The 17865-nt window shown below is 70.8% G+C and carries 16 protein-coding genes and 1 pseudogene; 8 read left to right on the top strand and 9 right to left on the bottom strand.

Going from position 1 to position 17865, the window contains the following annotated elements:
• Positions 1–8: 8 nt before the first annotated feature.
• From ACFT4A_RS30795 to ACFT4A_RS30775, 5 genes are all read right to left on the bottom strand, one after another.
• The gene (locus ACFT4A_RS30795; RefSeq protein WP_382836438.1) at positions 9–878 is read right to left on the bottom strand and encodes a Pvc16 family protein; all 870 of its coding nucleotides are present in this window, start codon (positions 876–878) and stop codon (positions 9–11) included.
• A gap of 73 nt (positions 879–951) precedes the next feature.
• Positions 952–1704 carry a hypothetical protein gene (locus ACFT4A_RS30790; RefSeq protein WP_382836435.1) on the bottom strand — a complete coding sequence of 251 codons (753 nt, stop codon included), beginning with the start codon at positions 1702–1704 and terminating at the stop codon, positions 952–954.
• Positions 1697–2428: a hypothetical protein gene (locus tag ACFT4A_RS30785; RefSeq protein ID WP_382836433.1), complete on the bottom strand. Its 732-nt coding sequence runs from the start codon at positions 2426–2428 to the stop codon at positions 1697–1699. The genes ACFT4A_RS30790 and ACFT4A_RS30785 overlap by 8 nt, the downstream gene beginning before the upstream one ends.
• Before the next feature lie 149 nt (positions 2429–2577).
• Positions 2578–3102, bottom strand: a complete 525-nt coding sequence (locus ACFT4A_RS30780; protein ID WP_004003113.1) for a phage tail protein — start codon at positions 3100–3102, stop codon at positions 2578–2580.
• Between the two features lie 33 nt (positions 3103–3135).
• Positions 3136–5001: a phage tail sheath subtilisin-like domain-containing protein gene (locus tag ACFT4A_RS30775; RefSeq protein WP_382836430.1), complete on the bottom strand. Its 1866-nt coding sequence runs from the start codon at positions 4999–5001 to the stop codon at positions 3136–3138.
• A 709-nt stretch (positions 5002–5710) separates the two neighbouring features.
• Here ACFT4A_RS30775 and ACFT4A_RS30770 point away from each other — a divergent pair.
• On the top strand, positions 5711–6199 hold the full coding sequence (locus ACFT4A_RS30770) for a hypothetical protein (protein WP_382836562.1): 489 nt from the start codon (positions 5711–5713) through the stop codon (positions 6197–6199).
• A 162-nt stretch (positions 6200–6361) separates the two neighbouring features.
• Here ACFT4A_RS30770 and ACFT4A_RS30765 read toward each other — a convergent pair whose 3' ends face one another.
• Positions 6362–6883, bottom strand: coding sequence for a hypothetical protein (locus ACFT4A_RS30765; RefSeq protein ID WP_382836427.1), 522 nt, complete (start codon positions 6881–6883; stop codon positions 6362–6364).
• 259 nt (positions 6884–7142) lie between these two features.
• Here ACFT4A_RS30765 and ACFT4A_RS30760 point away from each other — a divergent pair, with 259 nt between their 5' ends.
• Both ACFT4A_RS30760 and adh read left to right on the top strand, forming a co-directional pair.
• Positions 7143–8384 carry a GAF domain-containing protein gene (locus ACFT4A_RS30760; protein WP_382836424.1) on the top strand — a complete coding sequence of 414 codons (1242 nt, stop codon included), beginning with the start codon at positions 7143–7145 and terminating at the stop codon, positions 8382–8384.
• A gap of 127 nt (positions 8385–8511) precedes the next feature.
• Positions 8512–10029 (top strand): aldehyde dehydrogenase, encoded by a 1518-nt coding sequence (gene adh, locus ACFT4A_RS30755; protein WP_382836421.1) that lies wholly within the window; start codon positions 8512–8514, stop codon positions 10027–10029.
• A 954-nt stretch (positions 10030–10983) separates the two neighbouring features.
• Here the strand turns inward: adh and ACFT4A_RS30750 are convergent.
• From ACFT4A_RS30750 to ACFT4A_RS30740, 3 genes and pseudogenes are all read right to left on the bottom strand, one after another.
• Complete coding sequence (locus ACFT4A_RS30750) at positions 10984–11145, bottom strand: hypothetical protein (RefSeq protein ID WP_382836571.1); 162 nt, start codon at positions 11143–11145, stop codon at positions 10984–10986.
• An 82-nt stretch (positions 11146–11227) separates the two neighbouring features.
• Positions 11228–11332: pseudogene (locus ACFT4A_RS30745) on the bottom strand (IS5/IS1182 family transposase); the annotation flags it as partial.
• A 115-nt stretch (positions 11333–11447) separates the two neighbouring features.
• Complete coding sequence (locus tag ACFT4A_RS30740; protein ID WP_382836559.1) at positions 11448–12128, bottom strand: GntR family transcriptional regulator; 681 nt, start codon at positions 12126–12128, stop codon at positions 11448–11450.
• Positions 12129–12296: 168 nt separating this feature from the next.
• Here ACFT4A_RS30740 and ACFT4A_RS30735 point away from each other — a divergent pair, with 168 nt between their 5' ends.
• From ACFT4A_RS30735 to ACFT4A_RS30715, 5 genes are all read left to right on the top strand, one after another.
• Positions 12297–13481 carry a 4-oxalomesaconate tautomerase gene (locus ACFT4A_RS30735; protein ID WP_382836418.1) on the top strand — a complete coding sequence of 395 codons (1185 nt, stop codon included), beginning with the start codon at positions 12297–12299 and terminating at the stop codon, positions 13479–13481.
• On the top strand, positions 13478–14503 hold the full coding sequence (locus ACFT4A_RS30730; RefSeq protein WP_382836415.1) for an amidohydrolase family protein: 1026 nt from the start codon (positions 13478–13480) through the stop codon (positions 14501–14503). Before ACFT4A_RS30735 ends, ACFT4A_RS30730 begins: the two co-directional genes overlap by 4 nt.
• Positions 14504–14570: 67 nt before the next feature.
• Entirely contained in the window at positions 14571–15254 is a 684-nt protein-coding gene (gene ligK / locus ACFT4A_RS30725) for a 4-carboxy-4-hydroxy-2-oxoadipate aldolase/oxaloacetate decarboxylase (protein ID WP_382836413.1), read from the top strand.
• A gap of 20 nt (positions 15255–15274) precedes the next feature.
• Entirely contained in the window at positions 15275–16210 is a 936-nt protein-coding gene (locus ACFT4A_RS30720) for an amidohydrolase family protein (protein WP_382836410.1), read from the top strand.
• A 39-nt stretch (positions 16211–16249) separates the two neighbouring features.
• A complete protein-coding gene (locus ACFT4A_RS30715) occupies positions 16250–17632 on the top strand; it encodes an MFS transporter (RefSeq protein ID WP_382836407.1) in 1383 nt (460 codons plus the stop codon).
• Positions 17633–17865: the final 233 nt, after the last annotated feature.

Below are 17865 nucleotides of genomic sequence, written 5' to 3'. Positions count from 1 at the left end.
CATGGGTCTCAGTTCTCCGTGTCCTCGTCGCCGTCCGTGTGATCCGCCGCCGGCCGGGTCTGCGGGGACTTGGCGGGCTTGGCGGCCGTCTTCTTCGCGGCCCTGGCGGGCGGCGCCGGCTTACGGCCCCGGGTCGCCTTCGCGGGCGTCTTCGCCGGTGTCTTGGCGACGGCTTTCGCAGGTACGTCGGACGGCTCCGCGGCACCCTCCGAACGCGGGCCGTCGGGCGCCCGCTCCGGCGACGCGGCCGGCGGCACGGGCGCCCCCGGCGTCCCGAACGGCAGCACCCGCACCTCCGGCCGCTCCACCGGCTTCGCCGGCACCGGTGTCTCGCGCCCGTCGATGAGGACGAGGACCGCCTGGTAGACCACCGACAGGGTGTACGGCGTCTGGTGGAGCATCCCCCACAGCTTGGACGTCTCGTCGACGTCCATCGCCGTCGGCGTGAACCGCACCCGCTGCACCGCCTCGGCGAGGTCGCTCCCGTTCAAGTGCGGCCGCTGACCCGCGAGTTCGATGATGTCCCTGGGCAGTACGGGTATCTCGTGGAGTGTGCGCACGACCGAGCCGATCAGGCGCTGCCCGACGAGTTCCGCCTCCTCGCCGTACGCGCTGATCAGGTAGTGCAGGTCGAGCGCGGCGGCCGGCCGCCGGACCAGTGTCCCGTCGGACGCCCGGACCGGCAGGTCGTTGTTGCGCTGCGAGGTGTTGGGCGTGACCTGGTACAGGAACACGGTGATGGTCGGCTCGAGCGGCGGGTCGGCCGGCGGCTTGCGCGGTTCGACCTTCACCGCGATGTCGATGTCCGGCGGAAGGTTGGCCTCGATCAGCAGGGCGAGGGCCTGGGTGACGTGGGCGAGGGCAAGTGCGTTGCTCATGGCGTCGGTTCCTCGGTCCCTCTCCTCGTCCTGGTCTGTCTCGTCGTACGGCTGCCGTGCCGTCGCGGCTCACTCACTCGCGTCCCCTGGCCAGATAGTCCGCCAGGCTGACCGCGGCCCGGGGCCGCTCGGCGTCCCGTGGCCGGTGCCTGCCGCCACCGCCCTGCGGCGCCCCGCCCGCGGTGACCTCCAGCCGCCCGATCTGCACCTGCACCACCTGCTCGGCCGGGCGCCCGGGACGGCGGGCCGCCGCCTGCCGGACGGCGTCCCGTGCGGCCGCCGTGTCCGCCGCGCTGGGGAGCAACGGGGCGGACACGGCGGCGGGGGAAGCGGCGTCCGCACCAGGGGGGGTCGGGACGGACGCCGCGTTCGTGGGGGCGGCCCGCTCGGTACGGCCCCGGCCCGCCGCGCGGCGCGCGGTGTCGGGGACCGGCCGCAGTACGGGGCCCGTGGGGGTGACGGGACGCAGCAGCGGCCCTTCGGACTCGGTCGGCCGGGCCGGACGGAGTGCGGGCTCGTCGGGTGCCGGGGCGGGCTCGGTCCGTACGACCGTCCGCTCCCGTTCCGTACGGACGACCTCGCGGGCCGCCGGGCGCGTCCCGTCCGGCCGGGTGACGGCGGCCGGGGCGGCGACGGGCCACAGCGGCTCGGTGCCGTCCGGGTCCGGTGCGGCGGCCCGTACCGCCTCGACGCGTTCGAACGGGCCGGCCAGCCGGGGTCGTACGCGCACCACGCCGGGTCGCCGCGCGGCGGGCGCCGCGTGCCGGGCGAGCAGCCGGTCGAGGAAGTCGGGCTCCGGCCGCCCTTCCGTGGTGGAGTCAGACATCCGCACACAGCTCCAGGTAGTAGCGGCGCCGCAGCGGGCTGAGCGCCAGGATCTCCGGCTCGCTCCAGCCGTAGGCGGTGGCGAGCAGATGGACGTCGAGCAGCAGGTCCCGGGCCCAGGCGTCCAGTTCGGTCCACAGGTAGGAGGCGATGTCCAGCTCGGCCCGGGTGGGCTCCCCGCATTCGGGGCAGGCGATGGCGAGCGTGACGTCGGCCCCCGGGTCGGCGGCCTGCGCCGCCTCGGCGATCCGCCGCTGTACGGCGACGGGCAGCATGTCGGCGGACACGGGCCGCCCGTCGCGTACGGCGGTGACCACACATCGGGCGAGCAGCGCCCGGCGCGGGTCTGCGTCCCGCGCCGCCGCCGTCAGGTCGGCGACGCCGGGCACCCGGAACTCGACCTCCCAGCCGTCCTCGGCGACCCGCACCAGCGGATCGCCCCGGTCGGCCAGGGTGCGGGCGAACTCCCCGGCGTCCAGCTCGAACTCCATGTCCGCGCCGCACGCCCCGCACTCGAGACGCACCTGCATCCGCTCGCCGAACAACGCCCGGCGCAGCGCGAACAGGTCCGCCTCGCGCTCCCCGATCGGCAGCGAGAGCAGGGTCTGCTGATCGCCGCCCAGGTCCGGCCGGGCAGCCCGGTGCAACAGCACCGCACGCCCGGCCGGCGCCTGCCCGAGCCCGGACTCCCAGGTGGCCAGGACATCGGCCGCCCGCGTGATCACCTTCTGTCCCCCCCCCTTGCCAGTGTCCGAACAGTTCCCATCAGGGGCGCGGGGCTGTGTTGACCGTGCGGCTACCGCCGCGTGGGCGCGACCAGCCACGACGCGCCGTCAGGCAACAGACGGCCGGTCGCGGCACTCCCCGCGGAGCGCTACGCCGGGTTCAGGAACGACGGCTCCTCCGGCTCCGGCACCTCGTAGTCCCGCTCCCAGCCCTCGCACTCGAGCTTCAGCGACTGGATGGCCACCGCGTTGGCGTTGGCGTCCAGTTCGCCGAGGACCTGGTACTCGCTGGGCCAGGTCCGGTACAGCTTGTGCGAGACGGCGACCTGGCCGGCCTCGTTGAGAACCTGGATCACGATGTCCTTGCGGAAGTCCGCGAGGGACACCTCCGAGCCGAGGCCCGCGCCGACCTGCCAGACCTTGTTGGCCCAGCGGTCGAACTCGGGGTCGTGCGTGACGCCGCGCTCCAGGGTGATGCCCTCGAACTCGGAGCGGCCCGGCGACTTGCGCGGGGACGAGGGGTCGCCGCCGTGGCGGTGCTTGACGACCTCGGTGGTCCGCTTCAGCGGACTGATCTTGCTGATGCCCGCGACCGTCCGACCGTCCCACAGGACCAGGAACTTGAAGTTCTTGTACGGGTCGAAACGATGGGCGTTGACCGTGAACTCTGCCATCGAAATGTCCTCAGGGGTTCCTTGGAGCGTTCCTTAGAGCGCGAACTGGCCGGACGTCTGCTGGATCTTGACGATCACGAACTCGGCCGGGCGGACCGGCGCGATGCCGACCAGGACGTTGACGATGCCGTTCTCGATGTCCTCGTCGGTCGTGGTGTCGCTGTCGCACTTGACGAAGTAGGCCTCGCGCGGCGTGCCGCCCTTGAAGGCGCCCTGGCGGAAGAGCGTGTGCAGGTAGGAGGAGGCGCTGAGGCGGATCTGCTGCCACAGGTTCTCGTCGTTGGGCTCGAACACCACCCACTGCAGGCCCCGCTGGAGGCTCTCCTCGACGTGCAGCGCGAGACGCCGTACGGGGACGTACTTCCACTCGCTGTCGAGGGCGTCGGAGCCCTCCAGCGTGCGCGCGCCCCAGACGACCGGGCCGGTCACCGGGAACGTCCGCAGGACGTTGACGCCGAGCGGGTTGAGCAGGCCGGTCTCGCGGTCGGTGAGGTTGACCGTGAGCGAGTGCACGCCCGCGAGCCGCGCCTCGGTGCCGGCCGGGGCCTTCCACACGCCGCGCTCGGAGTCCGTACGGGCGACGACGCCCGCGACCGCGCCGGACGGCGGGAAGGAGCGCAGCCGGCCGGTGAGCGGGTCGGTGAGCTGGAGGTGCGGGAAGTACAGGCCCGCGTGGTTGCCGCGCACGGCGTCGAACGCGGCGAGCCCGGCACGGGCGGTGTCCACGCTGACCCAGGTGCTCGGCGCGTCGACGAGCAGGAAGATCCGCCGCTCCTGGCACAGCCGCTGGGCGGCCGAGACGACGGTGAGGGCGTCCTCCGTCTTCTCGTACGCCGCGAGTTCGGGCAGCACGAGCAGGTTGACGTCGGGGACGCCGCGCAGCGCCTGGATGCCGGACTTGTCGGCCTCGGAGCCGATGAGGTCGCGCGGGCCGGGCGCCTCGCCGTCCTCGCCGCCCTCCAGCGGGAAGACCGGCGGGTTGACGGACGCCTCGAGGCCGAGGTCGTTGGCGCACTCGCCGAGGAAGCGGACGACGTCCTCAGGGTCGGTGGAGCCCGCGACGACCTGGACGCGCCGGCCGAAGGCGGTGACCTCGGCGCCCGCGAAGGCGTGCTTGCCGGGCGCGTCGGGCAGGGCGCGCAGCTTGCGCTCCAGCAGCAGCGCCAGCTCGGCGACGGAGCTCGGGGCCTCGCCGTCGCAGTCGGGGTCGTGGAGCGTGAACTCCCGCTCGACGTCGCCGATCTTGACGGTGAGGTCCACGGCGAGGTCGGGCAGCTCGTGCCCGAAGGGCTTGGAGACGGTGCCGGACGGGTCGGGCCGGCCCTCGCCGACGACCTCGACGCGGATCAGCCGGGAGCCGGCGTTGACGACGGTCTGCACGTACCGGCCGTTGGACGGGTCGGCGGACAGACCGGTGAAGCTCTCGCGGGCCTCGCCCTTGGCGTCGTGGACGCGCAGGTTGAAGGTCTCGTCGGGGCAGGGGGTGTCGTAGTCGACGGCGACGCGCAGACCGTTGCCCCACACGCCGGGTTCCTTGGCGTGCACCTTGAGGACGTCGCACTCGCTGTGGCCCTCGGTGGACTCCAGCGTGACGCAGGCGGCCTGGCCGCTGCCGGCCTTGGCGACCCGGACGATCACGGCGACGGTGCCGCCGTTGCCGAAGAACTGGTGAACGGCGTAGCCGACGGCGCTCTGCGCGCTCAATCCCCCGAAGCGTCGCTCGAACTCCGTGAAGCTGGTGACGCGCACCGGCTCGTTCAGCGGACCGCGGCGGGTGTGGCCCACGAAGGCGGTCACCGAAGTGGTCAGGGTCGAGATGGTGCGGGTGCTGCTGGGAAGCTCTTCGACGTAGACACCGGGATACGTCGGCTTGGCGGCGTTCACTGCACTCATCGGCATTCCCCCTCCTATCCCTGTCTCGGGCACCGGATGAAGGCACCAAGAGAGGGCGAGGGAGAGACGTTCCGGACGTGCGCGAGGAACTGCCCCCCGAGCGTCGGCGGTGGGCACGCGCACTTCATCAGTTCCCCCGTCAGTACCCGCGCGGTTCGGTCGCACGGGTCAAGCAGCGCGCTTGTGACTCCTGATGCTCAAGTGCTCAATCCACCTTGGTGCGTTCGGAGTTGACCGAACAAGACAGGTTCTGGCCAGCAGGGTGGAAGGTTTTGTGAAGGCAAACTTCCCTGATTCACACATCCTGCCCGCGCGCCCTCGTGGACTGGCCCACACACCCTGCACAGCGGGTGTGAACGCGGGATGGCGGGCATGCCTGGGGGCCGCGCGTGTCCGGTGCCAGCGGTCCATCCGCCCAACGCGCTCCCCGAGTTCTCCCCGAGTCGTTCATCGGCCAGTGGCCGGTTTCGTATGGGCGGCATGGACCCGCCCGGAGTTGACCGCGGCCTTACCTGATGCGTCTTTGAGTGCCCTCTTTCGACCGGGCCATGCCCGACCCAAACGCCAGGCCACGCCACCCCTTCCGGCGCCTAGAAATATCTACGAGCATGACTGGGGCCGGATCGGCACCGCGGATCTCCCGGATTCCCGCGGGCCCCCGGCCCGTGTCCCGCGTGCGTCCAGCGGGGCGCGCCGAACCGTGCCTGGGGTGGCCATGCAGAGCGTCATGTGGAAGCAAGCCGTCGAGTGGCTCGCCGCGGCCGCCACGGACCCCCAGGAGTGCAAGCGGGAGTGGGACTACGGCGCGGGCACGGTTCTCGTGGAGGCCGGGCGGTACTGGGACGTGCTGAGCGTTCCCGACCGGCTCGGACTGCTCGCCCTGGACTACCTGTGGCGCGACCCGCTGAAGGTGCCCGGCCCCACGCTGGTGGACTGCACGGCGCGCAGAGTGGGCTTCTTCCTGCCGCCCGACCCCGTCAGCGAGTGGGTCGGGTTCGGGGTCCGGCACGTCGGCCGTGGTTCCTGGGTCGCGGTACCGCCGCCGTACCGGCCCGCCGGCCGCCTGGAGTGGCTCGTCCCACCGGACGGCACCGGCGCCCTGCACTCCCCCGGGACCCTCGAGTCGGCCCTGCACGAGGCCACGGGCACCCTCGCGGTACTGGCACCGGTCAGCGCGGAGCCGGTGGCGCTTGACGGTTGGTGAGGCGGACGCCGGGAGGAGTGGCCGGGGGTGCCGGGTGCCGTTCGGCGGCCGGGCCTGTGCACCGACCGGGGGTCGGATGTGCTGCGGGAGGGACGACCGGGTCTGTGTGCCGGCCGACGGCTGGGGGCGCCGGCAGGAGCGGCCTGAGCACCCCCGTGTCGATCAGCGGCCGGGCGAAGGCCCTGACGCGGCGGCCGAGCCTGTGAACCGACCGGGGGACGACTGAACTCCGGCAGAGCCGACCGGGTTTGCGTGCCGGCCGGCAGTCGGATGGGCGCCGGCAGGAACGGCCTGGGCACCCGAATGTCGATCGACGGCCGGGCGCAGGCCTGACGACGCGGCCAGGCCCGTGAACCGGCCGGGGGCCGGGTGAACTCCGGCGGAGCCGACCGGGCCCGGGTGGCGGCCGGCAGCCGGTTGCGCGCCGGACGGGACGACCGGGCCCAGGTGCGGGCCGGTGTGCCACGCGAGGACGGCGGTCCAGGTCTCGCTCTCGGTCGGTGCTGCGAAGGAGACCCACTGGCCGTCACGGTGCTCCGGGGTGGTGTGGCCCCTGGCCTCCCATTCGGCGACGAGGGCCGCGTAGATCGGCGGATGGCCCGAGTATCCGCTGGTGAGTTCGGCGTACGGCCGGGGCGCGGCGTCGTTCCCGAGCAGGCGCCGCGCCGTCGCAGTGCTGTCCATGCCAGGGCAACGCGACGCCGCGCGCCGGTGGTACGCGGGCGGGACCCCGTCCGTCGGGTCGAGTGAACCCGTCACCCGTACGGCGGCACGCGGGGTCCGGACAAACATCCAGTCAGGCGGTCGCCCGTTCAGAGCAGCGTCATTTCCCGGCCAGTCATCCGGAACCCCGGCCCCCGGTCCGCCGGTTTCCTCGACCGGGCCCGGTGCGTCCGGTAACACTGACCTCACGCCGAGAACCGGTACGACCGCAGGGAGAGGTATGTCACAGCGCCCTGACCTCCGGCAGCGCAGGGCCGTGCTGGAGGACGAGTGGTCCCACTGGGTACCGCGGCTGAGCGTCCCCGGCACGCGGCCGGGCGGCAGCGCGGCGTTGCGCCACGAGGTGACCGAGTCCTGGGCGCGTTCGCTGGGCAGTGTGGACCCGGGCCGGGACAGCGCCCCGGTCACCGACGGCGGCCCGGTGCACCAGCGTTGGACGTCCTCACCGCTGTACCGGCCGGTCTCCGGCCTCGCCGGCGAACTGCACAGCATCGCCGAGGACGCCGGGTTCGTCACGGCGGTCACCGACGAGTCCGGCACCATCCTGTGGACCTGCGGTGGCCGGACCATGCGCCGCCGGGCCGAGCGGGTCAACTTCGCACCGGGCGGCCGATGGGACGAGCAGGCCATGGGCACCAACGCCCTGTCCCTCGCCCTGCGTACCGGCCGCCCCAGTTCCGTCTTCTCGGCCGAACACCTGGTCTCGGCCCTGCACGGCTGGGTCTGCTACTGCGCCCCCGTGCACGGCCCGGACGGCCGTGTCATCGGCGTACTGGACCTGTCCACCACCTGGGACCGCTCGCACCCCCTGGCCATGTCCACCGTACGGACGCTGGTGACCACCATCGAGGCCCGCCTCACGACGGAACACCACCGCCCGGACCGACCGAGCCGGCCGTCCCGGCTGCGGCTCACCTGCCTGGGCGCCGAGCAGGCGGTACAGGAAGGACGGCACCTCCCCCTGCGCCCCCGCCAGCTGGAGATCCTCACCCTGCTCGCACTCGAACCCGACGGCTTCTCCCCGGAGCGGCTGCGCGCCGCCCTCTACGGTGACCGGCCGGTCACCGCGTCCACCTTCAAAGCGGAGATCTCCCACCTGCGCCGCGCCCTCGGCGGCGGCATCGCCCCCCGCCGCTACGCCCTGACGATCCCGGTGTCCTGCGACGCCGCCGACGTCCTGCGCGCGCTGGAGCAGGGCGACACGGACACCGCCCTGCGCCACTACGGCGGTCCGCTGCTCCCCCGTTCCGAGGCGCCCGGCATCGAGGAGTGGCGCACCCGCCTCGAAGTGGCCGTACGCGAGGCCGTGCTGGCGAGCACCCGCCCGGACCACGCCCTGCGCTACGGCGAACGGGCCCCGTACGACGCGGAGATCCACGAGCACGCGCTGCGTCTGCTCGGCCCGGACGACACCCGCCGCGCGATCGCCGCCGGCCGGCTGACCACGGCCCTGCGCGACTGACGGCCCCGCGCGACCGCCGGCCTCGCGGCGCCAACCTTGCGCCAACCTCCGGACAGCACAGTGGGAACGCCACGAGGGCGTGGCCCCACTCTCACGCCTCCCCCGCCCTTCACCGAGGAGAGCCGCCATGGTGTACGCGCAGCCAGGAACCGACGGCAGCATCGTCAACTTCGCCCGGCGCTATGACAACTTCATCGGCGGTGACTTCGTCGCCCCGGTCGAGGGCCGCTACTTCGAGAACCCGAGCCCGGTGACCGGCAAGGTCTTCTGCGAGGTGGCCCGCTCCTCCGCCGCCGACGTCGAACTCGCCCTGGACGCCGCGCACCGGGCGGCCGACAAATGGGGCCGCACGTCCGTCGCGGAACGCGCGGGCATCCTCAACAGGATCGCGGACCGCCTGGAAGAACACCTGGAGAAGATCGCGGTCGCCGAGACCTGGGAGAACGGCAAGCCGGTCCGCGAGACCCTCGCCGCCGACATCCCGCTGGCCGTCGACCACTTCCGGTACTTCGCCGGCGTCGTCCGCGCCCAGGAGGGCAGCATCGCGGAGATCGACGCCGACACGGTCGCGTACCACTTCCACGAGCCGCTGGGCGTCGTCGGCCAGATCATCCCCTGGAACTTTCCGATCCTGATGGCCACGTGGAAACTCGCCCCCGCGCTGGCCGCCGGCAACTGCGTCGTCATCAAACCGGCCGAGCAGACCCCGGTCAGCCTGCTCTACGTCATCGAACTGATCGCCGACCTGCTCCCGCCGGGCGTGGTCAACGTGGTCAACGGCTTCGGCGTCGAGGCGGGCAAGCCGCTCGCCTCCAGCCCGCGTGTGGCGAAGGTGGCGTTCACCGGGGAGACGACGACCGGCCGCCTGATCATGCAGTACGCGAGCGAGAACATCATCCCGGTCACGCTGGAACTGGGCGGCAAGAGCCCGAACATCTTCCTGCCCGACGTCACGGCTGCGGACGACGACTTCCTCGACAAGGCCGTCGAGGGCTTCGTGATGTTCGCCCTCAACCAGGGCGAGGTGTGCACCTGTCCGTCCCGCGCCCTGATCCACTCCTCCATCTACGACGAGTTCATGGCCCGTTGCGTCGAGCGCACGCAGGCCATCGTCGGCGGCGACCCGCTGGACCCGGACACCATGATCGGCGCGCAGGCGAGCAACGACCAGTACGAGAAGATCCTCTCCTACCTCGACATCGGCCGGAAGGAAGGCGCCGAGGTCGTCACGGGCGGCAACCCCCGCACGGTCCCCGGCCTCGAGGGCGGCTACTACATCGAGCCGACGATCTTCCGCGGCACCAACGACATGCGCATCTTCCAGGAGGAGATCTTCGGCCCGGTCGTCTCGGTCACGACCTACGACTCCGTCGACGAGGCCCTCAAACTCGCCAACGACACCCTCTACGGCCTGGGCGCCGGCGTCTGGACCCGCGACGGCAACACGGCCTACCGCCTGGGCCGCGAGATCAAGGCGGGCCGCGTCTGGACCAACTGCTACCACGCGTACCCGGCCCACGCGGCGTTCGGCGGCTACAAGAAGTCCGGGATCGGCCGCGAGACACACAAGATGATGCTGGACCACTACCAGCAGACGAAGAACCTGTTGGTGTCGTACTCGGCGAAGAAGCTGGGCTTCTTCTAGACGCAGAAAAAGGGCGTCTGACCAGGGAAGATACCCGTCAGGCGCCCTTCTCGGCGCACATCTAAACGACGAGCCGAAAAGCTCCCTTACTCCCGATATTTCCCACCCGTGTCCCAGACTTGACCAGCAGTTCCGGGGCATTTCCGGGCCAAGGTCCTGCTAAGGCACTCTCCGCATCGCCATCGTCCGTCGCCGCCTCCCATCGCCGCATGGAGTCTTCGATCAGGGTGTTTGCGTGGTTCTGCGCTTCAGCCAGGAACTTGGCGTAGTAGCGGAACAGGACCTGGATGCTCTGCCCTGCCCGGCGTGCACATTCCGCGGGGTCGACGCCGGAGGCCAACCAGAAGGAGATGCCGGCGTGGCGCAGGTCGTAAGGACGCGTGCTCGTCAAGCATAAGAACAGCCTCGCGCGCTCGCCCCATGTGATGCCGTACGCCGAGGCATCGATGTAAAGTGCAACGTCCGTGTGCTCCGGCTCCCTGGCCCTTGGCGTCACCTGACCGTGGGAGGTTCTGGGGGGTCTGGGCCTCCCATATCGCCGAGCGGCCGCTGCTGCGCGCGCGGTGACAGTCGGGGCCCCGACCGGTGTGGTGCGGTGTGGTCCTCGCGGCCGTCGGCCCGCTGGTGGGTCGGCCGGCCATCACACACCGGAACTGTCTCGACAGGCTCACCAAGATCGACGGCTCGATCGACGTACGCGCGGCTGTCAGGTACGTCGATGACGCGACATCTTCATGCCTCCGCCGGTGTGTCGGCCGGCATCGACATGGCACTCCACCTGGTACACCGTTTCGACGGGGCCGAGGCGAGCGAAGTGCGTCACCGCCCTGCGGACTCGGGCTCCCTGATGTGGGTGGAACGCCTGGGCCGCGAAGCAGGCCCAGCTGGTCGCCCGGGGCGTGGGACGTAGGCATGGCGATCTCCGTGAGGTGAGCAGGAAGGTGACCGGGATGGTCAGGCGAAGCAGCTGCACAGAGCGGGGGTGGCGCGCAGCCGGGCGAAGGCGGTGAACAGGACCACGGCATGGAGCACGGAACAGAGGGTGACGACGTGGCCGAGCTGGGCGGACGGCGCCGTGGCGAGGAGGACGCCGGCCACAGGGGAGCGCAGCAGCAACAGAAGCACCTACCAAGAACGCTTCAGCCGGGACCTCAAGGCGATGAGCCGACACCTCATCGACGACGTCCGCATCGGCGGGCGGCGGGAGCTTGCAGCGGCGGCCACCCTCCCGGGTGACGATCAGCATCGTGACCCACTCGACCAGGTCATGAGGCAGGTCGAGTGCGGCAGGATAGGCAACCAACAAGGCTCCACTACCAATGAGTTGAGACGTCGAGCACCTCCCTCAGCGGCGTAGGAGCCTTGTCCTTTGCGGACGCCGGCGTCGTCACCCGATCAGTGGCCACGACCTGCCGTTCTCAGGCGCGGGTCGGCACCGGCGCGGACGGCATTGCAGCCGACGATCGCAGTTGCTCGATCACGTCTTCCAGATGTGCGGCTGTAGCCCGTGCCGCTGCCGTGGCATCACCGCCGGCGATCGCGTCGACGATGGCCAAGTGCTGCTGCAGGGACTGGGCGGGACGGCCGGGGCGCAGTGCCAGCCGGAACTGGAAGCGCACCATTGGTCCGTTGAGCCGGTCGAGTTGGCGCCTGGCCACCTCCTGACCGCTGGCCTCGACCACCAGTTCGTGCAGGCGCTGGTTGAGGATGGAGTAGGTGTGCACTGCTCCGTCCGCGACCGCCTGCTGCATCTCCGCGCCGATCTGGCGCAGCTCCGTGCGCTGCGCTTGGCTCGCCTGCGTGGCCGCCTTCATGGCGCATAGCTGCTCCAGCGCGGAGCGGCACTCGGTGATCTGGATGGCCTCGTCGACGGACACCGCTCGGACGCGGGCTCCGCGGCGAGGGACGATCTCGACGATCTCTTCGGCGGCGAGATCCTGCAGAGCCTCGCGTACGGCGCCGCGGGTCGCCCCGTAGGACTCGGCGAGGTCGTTTTCCACAAGCCGCTGCCCGGGCGACAGGTCCCCGGAGCTCAAGGAGTGCCTGATGGCCTCGGCCACATACTGGCGTCCGGCAGCGCCTGTCAGCTTGTCCGTCACTCGTTCGACCTCTTCCGTCAGCAGCTCTGTATACGTGAAGCCTAGAGCCGCGCGGCCTGCGGCCAAGGCCGCCGAGGACTTTGCCAGCGATTTCTTCAACCTTCTTGTCAACAATCTGGTTGATGATTTAGTTTCCTCTGCGTGCCCCCAGCTCATGAAGGAGTGGCCATGCCTGCCGAAGCAGCCGCCCAGGTCCACGGGACCCGCCGTCGCGGCTCACAGATCGCGATTCCGTGCCTGTTCATGCGGGGCGGTACGTCGCGGGGACCGTTCTTCGACGCGCGGCTGCTGCCCGAGGACACCGGGGTCCGGGACGCCGTGCTGCTGGCCGCGATGGGGTCGCCCGACCCTCGCCAGATCGACGGCATCGGCGGCGCGCACCCGCTGACCAGCAAAGTCGGACTCGTGCGTCCGGGGACGGAACCCGGCATCGACGTGGAGTGGACCTTTGCCCAGGTGCAGCCTGGCGGGGACACCGTCGACACCACGTCCAACTGCGGCAACATGCTCGCCGCCGTGCTGCCGTTCGCCATCGAGACCGGCATGGTCGTCTCCACTGCCGATCTCACCACCGCCCGCGTGCTCACCCGCAACACCGGCATGGTCGCCGAGATCACGGTCGCCACCCCGGCAGGCCCCGCCGGGGTGCGGCATGTCGCCTACGAGGGGCAGGCCCGTATCGACGGGGTCCCCGGCGCCGCCGCTCCGGTCGAGATCGGGTTCCTGGACACTGCCGGCTCCGTCGCCGGCTCCCTGCTCCCCACCGGGAACACGCGCGACACCGTCGAGGTCCCCGGTGTCGGCGCCGTCGACGTCACCCTGATCGACAACGGCCAGCCCCTGGTGATCGTGGCAGCCGAGCGCATGGGCGCCACCGGCTACGAGACACCGGCGGAGATCGACGCCGACAACGAGCTCAAGGCCCGCGTGGAGGCACTGCGCCTGGTTTGCGGCGAAGCCATGGGCCTGGGCGACGTCATGGAGAAGAACTACCCGAAGATGACGCTGGTGGCGCCGCCGCGTCAGGGCGGCACCCTCTCCACGCGGAGCCTCATCCCGCGGGTGTGCCACCAGTCCATCGGCGTGCTGGCCGCTGTCACGGCCGCCACCGCCTGCGTGCTCGAAGACAGCGTCGCCCGCGACGTCGCCGCTGGCCTGTCGGACACGGAGGCCACTGTCTCCGTAGAGCACCCGTCCGGAGAGTTCACCGTCACCCTCGGTCTCGACCCGGACGCCCCCCAGCAGATCGCACATTCCGCGCTGCTGCGCACCGCCCGCCTCGTCATGGCCGGCGACCTGCTCGTACCCCGTTCCGTCTGGGACCCCACCACCACGCAGGAGAGCACCGCGTGATCGTCGACATCCACGGCCACTACACGACCGCACCGGCTCCCCTGGAGGAGTGGCGCGACGCGCAGGTCGCCGCGCTCACCGCCCCGACGCGGGAGCCCGACCCTGCCGGGCCCGCCATCAGCGACGACCAGATCCGTGAGTCGATCGAAGCAAACCAGCTGCGCCTGATGGACGAGCGCGGCATCGACTTCACCGTCTTCTCCCCCCGCGCCTCGTTCATGGCCCACCACATCGGCGACTACGCGACCTCCTCCGCCTGGGCCCGCATCTGCAACGACCTGTGCCACCGTGTCGCCGAGCTGTACCCCCGGCGCTTCGCCCCCGGGGCGATGCTGCCGCAGTCACCGGGGGTCGATCCGGCCACCGTCATCCCCGAGCTCGAGCGCGCCGTGGTGGAGCTGGGCGCCGTCACCGTCAACGTCAACCCGGACCCCTCCGGCGGCCACTGGACCGCTCCGCCGCTGACCGACCGGTCCTGGTACCCGGTATGGGAGAAGCTCGTCGAACTGGACGTGCCGGCCATGGTGCACGTCTCCACCAGCTGCAATCCGTCCTTCCACACCACCGGGGCGCACTACCTCAACGCCGACACCACGGCGTTCATGCAGCTGCTGACCGGGGACCTGTTCACCGACTTCCCCGAGCTTCGCCTGGTCATCCCGCACGGCGGTGGCGCCGTGCCGTACCACTGGGGCCGCTTCCGGGGCCTGGCGCAGGCGCTGGGCAAGCCGGAGCCGGAGGAGTCGCTGCTGCGCAACGTCTTCTTCGACACCTGCGTCTACCACCAGCCCGGCATCGATCTGCTGCTGGACGTGATCCCGCACGCCAACGTCCTGTTCGCCTCAGAGATGATCGGCGCCGTACGCGGCATCGACCCTCGCACCGGCCATCACTTCGACGACACCCGCCGCTACGTCGAGAACACCGGCCTCTCCGACGAGGACTTGGCGGCTGTCGAGGAGCGGAACGCCAGGCGTGTTTACCCACGCCTGGACGCCCGCCTGACCGCCCAGGGCCACTGAGCCCCGCAACCCCGCGCCGGCCACCCCCGGTCAGCCGCGCAGCCACGAGAGCGCAAGGAACAGCACCATGCACGAACTCGGAGTCGTCCACCGGACCATCGAACGCGCCGACCGCACGGCGGTCGAAGCCCTGTCACAGTTCGGGGTCGCCACCGTCCACGAGGCCATGGGCCGCCTCGGCCTGATGCGTCCCTACCTCCGGCCCGTCTACGAGGGCGCGAAGCTCTGCGGCACTGCCGTCACCGTGCTGCTGCAGCCTGGCGACAACTGGATGCTGCACGTGGCCGCCGAGCAGGTGCAGGAGGGCGATGTCGTCATCGCCGGCTGCACCACCGAGAGCGAGGACGGCTTCTTCGGCGAGCTGCTCGCCGCCTCTCTCCGCGCCCGCGGCGCCAAGGGCCTGGTCATCGACGGCGGCTGCCGCGACGTCGACGAGCTGCGGCGAATGGACTTCCCCGTCTTCTCCCGCGCCATCAACGCCAAGGGCACCGTCAAGGCCACGCTCGGCTCGGTCAACGTGCCCGTCGTCGTCGCCAACGCGCTGGTCAACCCGGGCGACGTGATCGTCGCGGACACCGACGGCATCGTCGTCGTCCCCGCCGCGAAGGCCGCCACGGTCGCCGAGGCCGCAGCGAAGCGCGAGGCCGGCGAGGAGAGCAAGCGGGAGCGGTTCAAGGCCGGAGAGCTCGGCCTGGACATGTACGGAATGCGTGGGCACCTGGCCGAGCTCGGCCTGACCTACGTCGACTGACCCTCCGAGGAGCAGCTCTGATGACCGACGAGACCTTCGCCGTCACCCCCGGCTGGCTCGACTGGCACCGCGGCCCCAGCAAGCCGGCGTTCACCCTGCCAGAGGGAGCCGTGGACGCCCATTGCCACGTGTTCGGCCCCGCCGCCGAGTTCCCGTACGCGCCCGAGCGCAAGTACACGCCCGTCGATGCCGGCAAGCACGACCTGTTCGCGCTCCGCGACCACCTCGGCGTCTCGCGCAACGTCATCGTGCAGGCCACCTGCCACGGCGCCGACAACAGCGCCCTGCTGGACGCCCTGCGCGCAGCCGACGGCCGCGCCCGCGGCGTGGCCACGGTGCGTCCCGACGTCAGCGAGGAGGAACTGCGGCGCCTGCACCACGCCGGAGTGCGGGGAGCGCGCTTCAACTTCGTCCGGCGCCTCGTGGACGCCGCCCCCACCGAGGCGCTGGAGACCATCGCCCGCAGGATCGCACCTCTGGGGTGGCACGTCGTCCTCTACTTCGAGGCTCCCGACCTGCCCGACCTGGCGCCGTTCTTCGCCTCCCTGCCTGTACCACTGGTCTTCGACCACATGGGACGCCCCGACGTCACCAAGGATCCGGACGGGCCCGAGTTCGCGCGCTTCCTGCGTTTCGTCGAGGCCAACAACGTCTGGGTCAAGGTCTCCTGCCCCGAGCGCCTGACCGTCACCGGGCCGCGTGCCCTGGACGGCGAGCGCCGCGCCTACCAGGACGTCGTGCCGTTCGCCCGCAAGGTCGTCGACGAGTTCACCGACCAGGCCCTGTGGGGCACCGACTGGCCCCACCCCAACCTCAAGGACCACATGCCCGACGACGGTCTCCTCGTCGACCACATCCCGCATGTCGCCACGACCCCGGCCAGGCAGCATGCCCTGCTGGTCGACAACCCCATGCGCCTCTACTGGCCCGACAAGGCAACCGACCAACACATCTGACACGGCCACGGCGCCGGGTCTCCACCCCAGGAGCGTGCAGTGCAGCACAATCCCACCACCAACGCGGCCAACCGGCTCGACCGGCTTCCCATCTCGAAGTTCCACAAGACCACCCTGATAGCGGTGGCGTTCGCCTACTTCTTCGAGTTCGCGGACATCAACACCTTCGCCATCACGGCCCCGGTGGTGCGCGAGCAGTGGGGCGCCGACGTCAACCACATCGCCTATGTAACCTCGTTGTCTTTCGTGGGCATGTTCATCGGCTCCGTCGTGGCCGGCGGACTTGCCGACCGGCTGGGCCGCAAGCGCACGCTCACCCTGACCACGCTCTGGTTCGCCCTGTGGTCGTTCGCGTGCGTCTTCGCCTGGGACATCTGGTCCCTGGGCGTCTTCCGCGTGCTGACCTCAGCGGGGCTGTCCGCGATGACCGTCGTCGCCGTCGTCTACATCAGCGAGCTCTACCCGCGTGCCAGGCGCGGCAAGTTCCAGGCGTACGCCATCGTCATCGGCATCTGCGGCACCCCCGCCACCAACCTCATCGCCTCCATGGTGGTGCCGATCTCCGACTGGTCCTGGCGCCTGGTCTATCTGTGGGGCTCCCTGGGCGTGCTGTTCCTGTTTCTCGTGCGGAAGCTCGAGGAGTCCCCGCAGTGGCTCGAGTCCCGCGGTCGCCACGGGGAGACCGAGGCCGTTCTGGCGCGCATCGAGGCGAGCGTGGCAGCCGAGCACGGCCAGTTGCCCGCTGCGGAGGCCCCGCAGCCGCAGGGCCCGGTCACCAAGTCCGGCCTGGGCATGCTCAGGGACAAGAAGTTCCTGTTCCCCACGATCCTGCTGTCGGTGCTGTGGATCACCCAGACCATCGGCTTCTTCGGCTATTCCAGCTGGGCGCCGACGCTGCTGGCCGCAGAGGGCGTCAGCGTGGAGGACTCGATCTTCTACGTCGCCCTGACCACGGTCGGCGCACCGCTCGGCTCGTTCCTCGCCGCGATGGTCACCGACCGGTTCGAGCGCAAGTGGTGCCTGGTGATCTTCGCACTGATCATCGCCGCGTCCGGCCTGATGTACGGACTGACCTTCACCCCGGTGCTCATCGTTGTCTTCGGCTTCCTGGTCAACCTCTTCGAGCGCGGCTACACCGCCCTGGCCTACGCGTACTCACCAGAGCTCTACGACACCAAGGGCCGCTCGCTCGGCACCAGCATCTCCTACGGCCTGGGTCGCCTGTCGAACGCGGTCGGCCCGCTGACGATCGCCGGGATCTACAACGGAATCGGCTACCAGGCGGTCTTCATCTTCATCGCCGGCACCTGGACCCTCGGCGCTCTCGTGCTGGCCCTCTTCGGGCCGGCCACGCGCCGGCAGCGGCTGGCGATGGAGGCCGCGGCGAAGGAACAGCCGGAGGAGGTATCGGCGACGTCCTGAACGCCGAAGTCATGGCGGTTGGGTCATCCGGAACAAGATCAGTACGCACTCCGGACACGCCGCCGACCAAGATCGCCGAGCGCTAGACCCGCAGCTCAACTCATTCTGAAACGGTCAGTCAGGGGCCGGGATCCCCATTGCGGGGTCACGAAGAAGGTGATGGGGGAAGGAGTACCCCTCGATCGCCCAGAACGGGGTCCGGCCCGCTCGGCGGGCGGGCCGGGCCCCCGGTG

Source organism: Streptomyces sp. NPDC057099 (assembly GCF_042671245.1).
Lineage (GTDB): Bacteria > Actinomycetota > Actinomycetes > Streptomycetales > Streptomycetaceae > Streptomyces > Streptomyces purpurascens.
The sequence above is the reverse complement of the archived record's forward strand: the minus strand, read 5'-3'. Positions and strand labels throughout refer to the sequence as shown.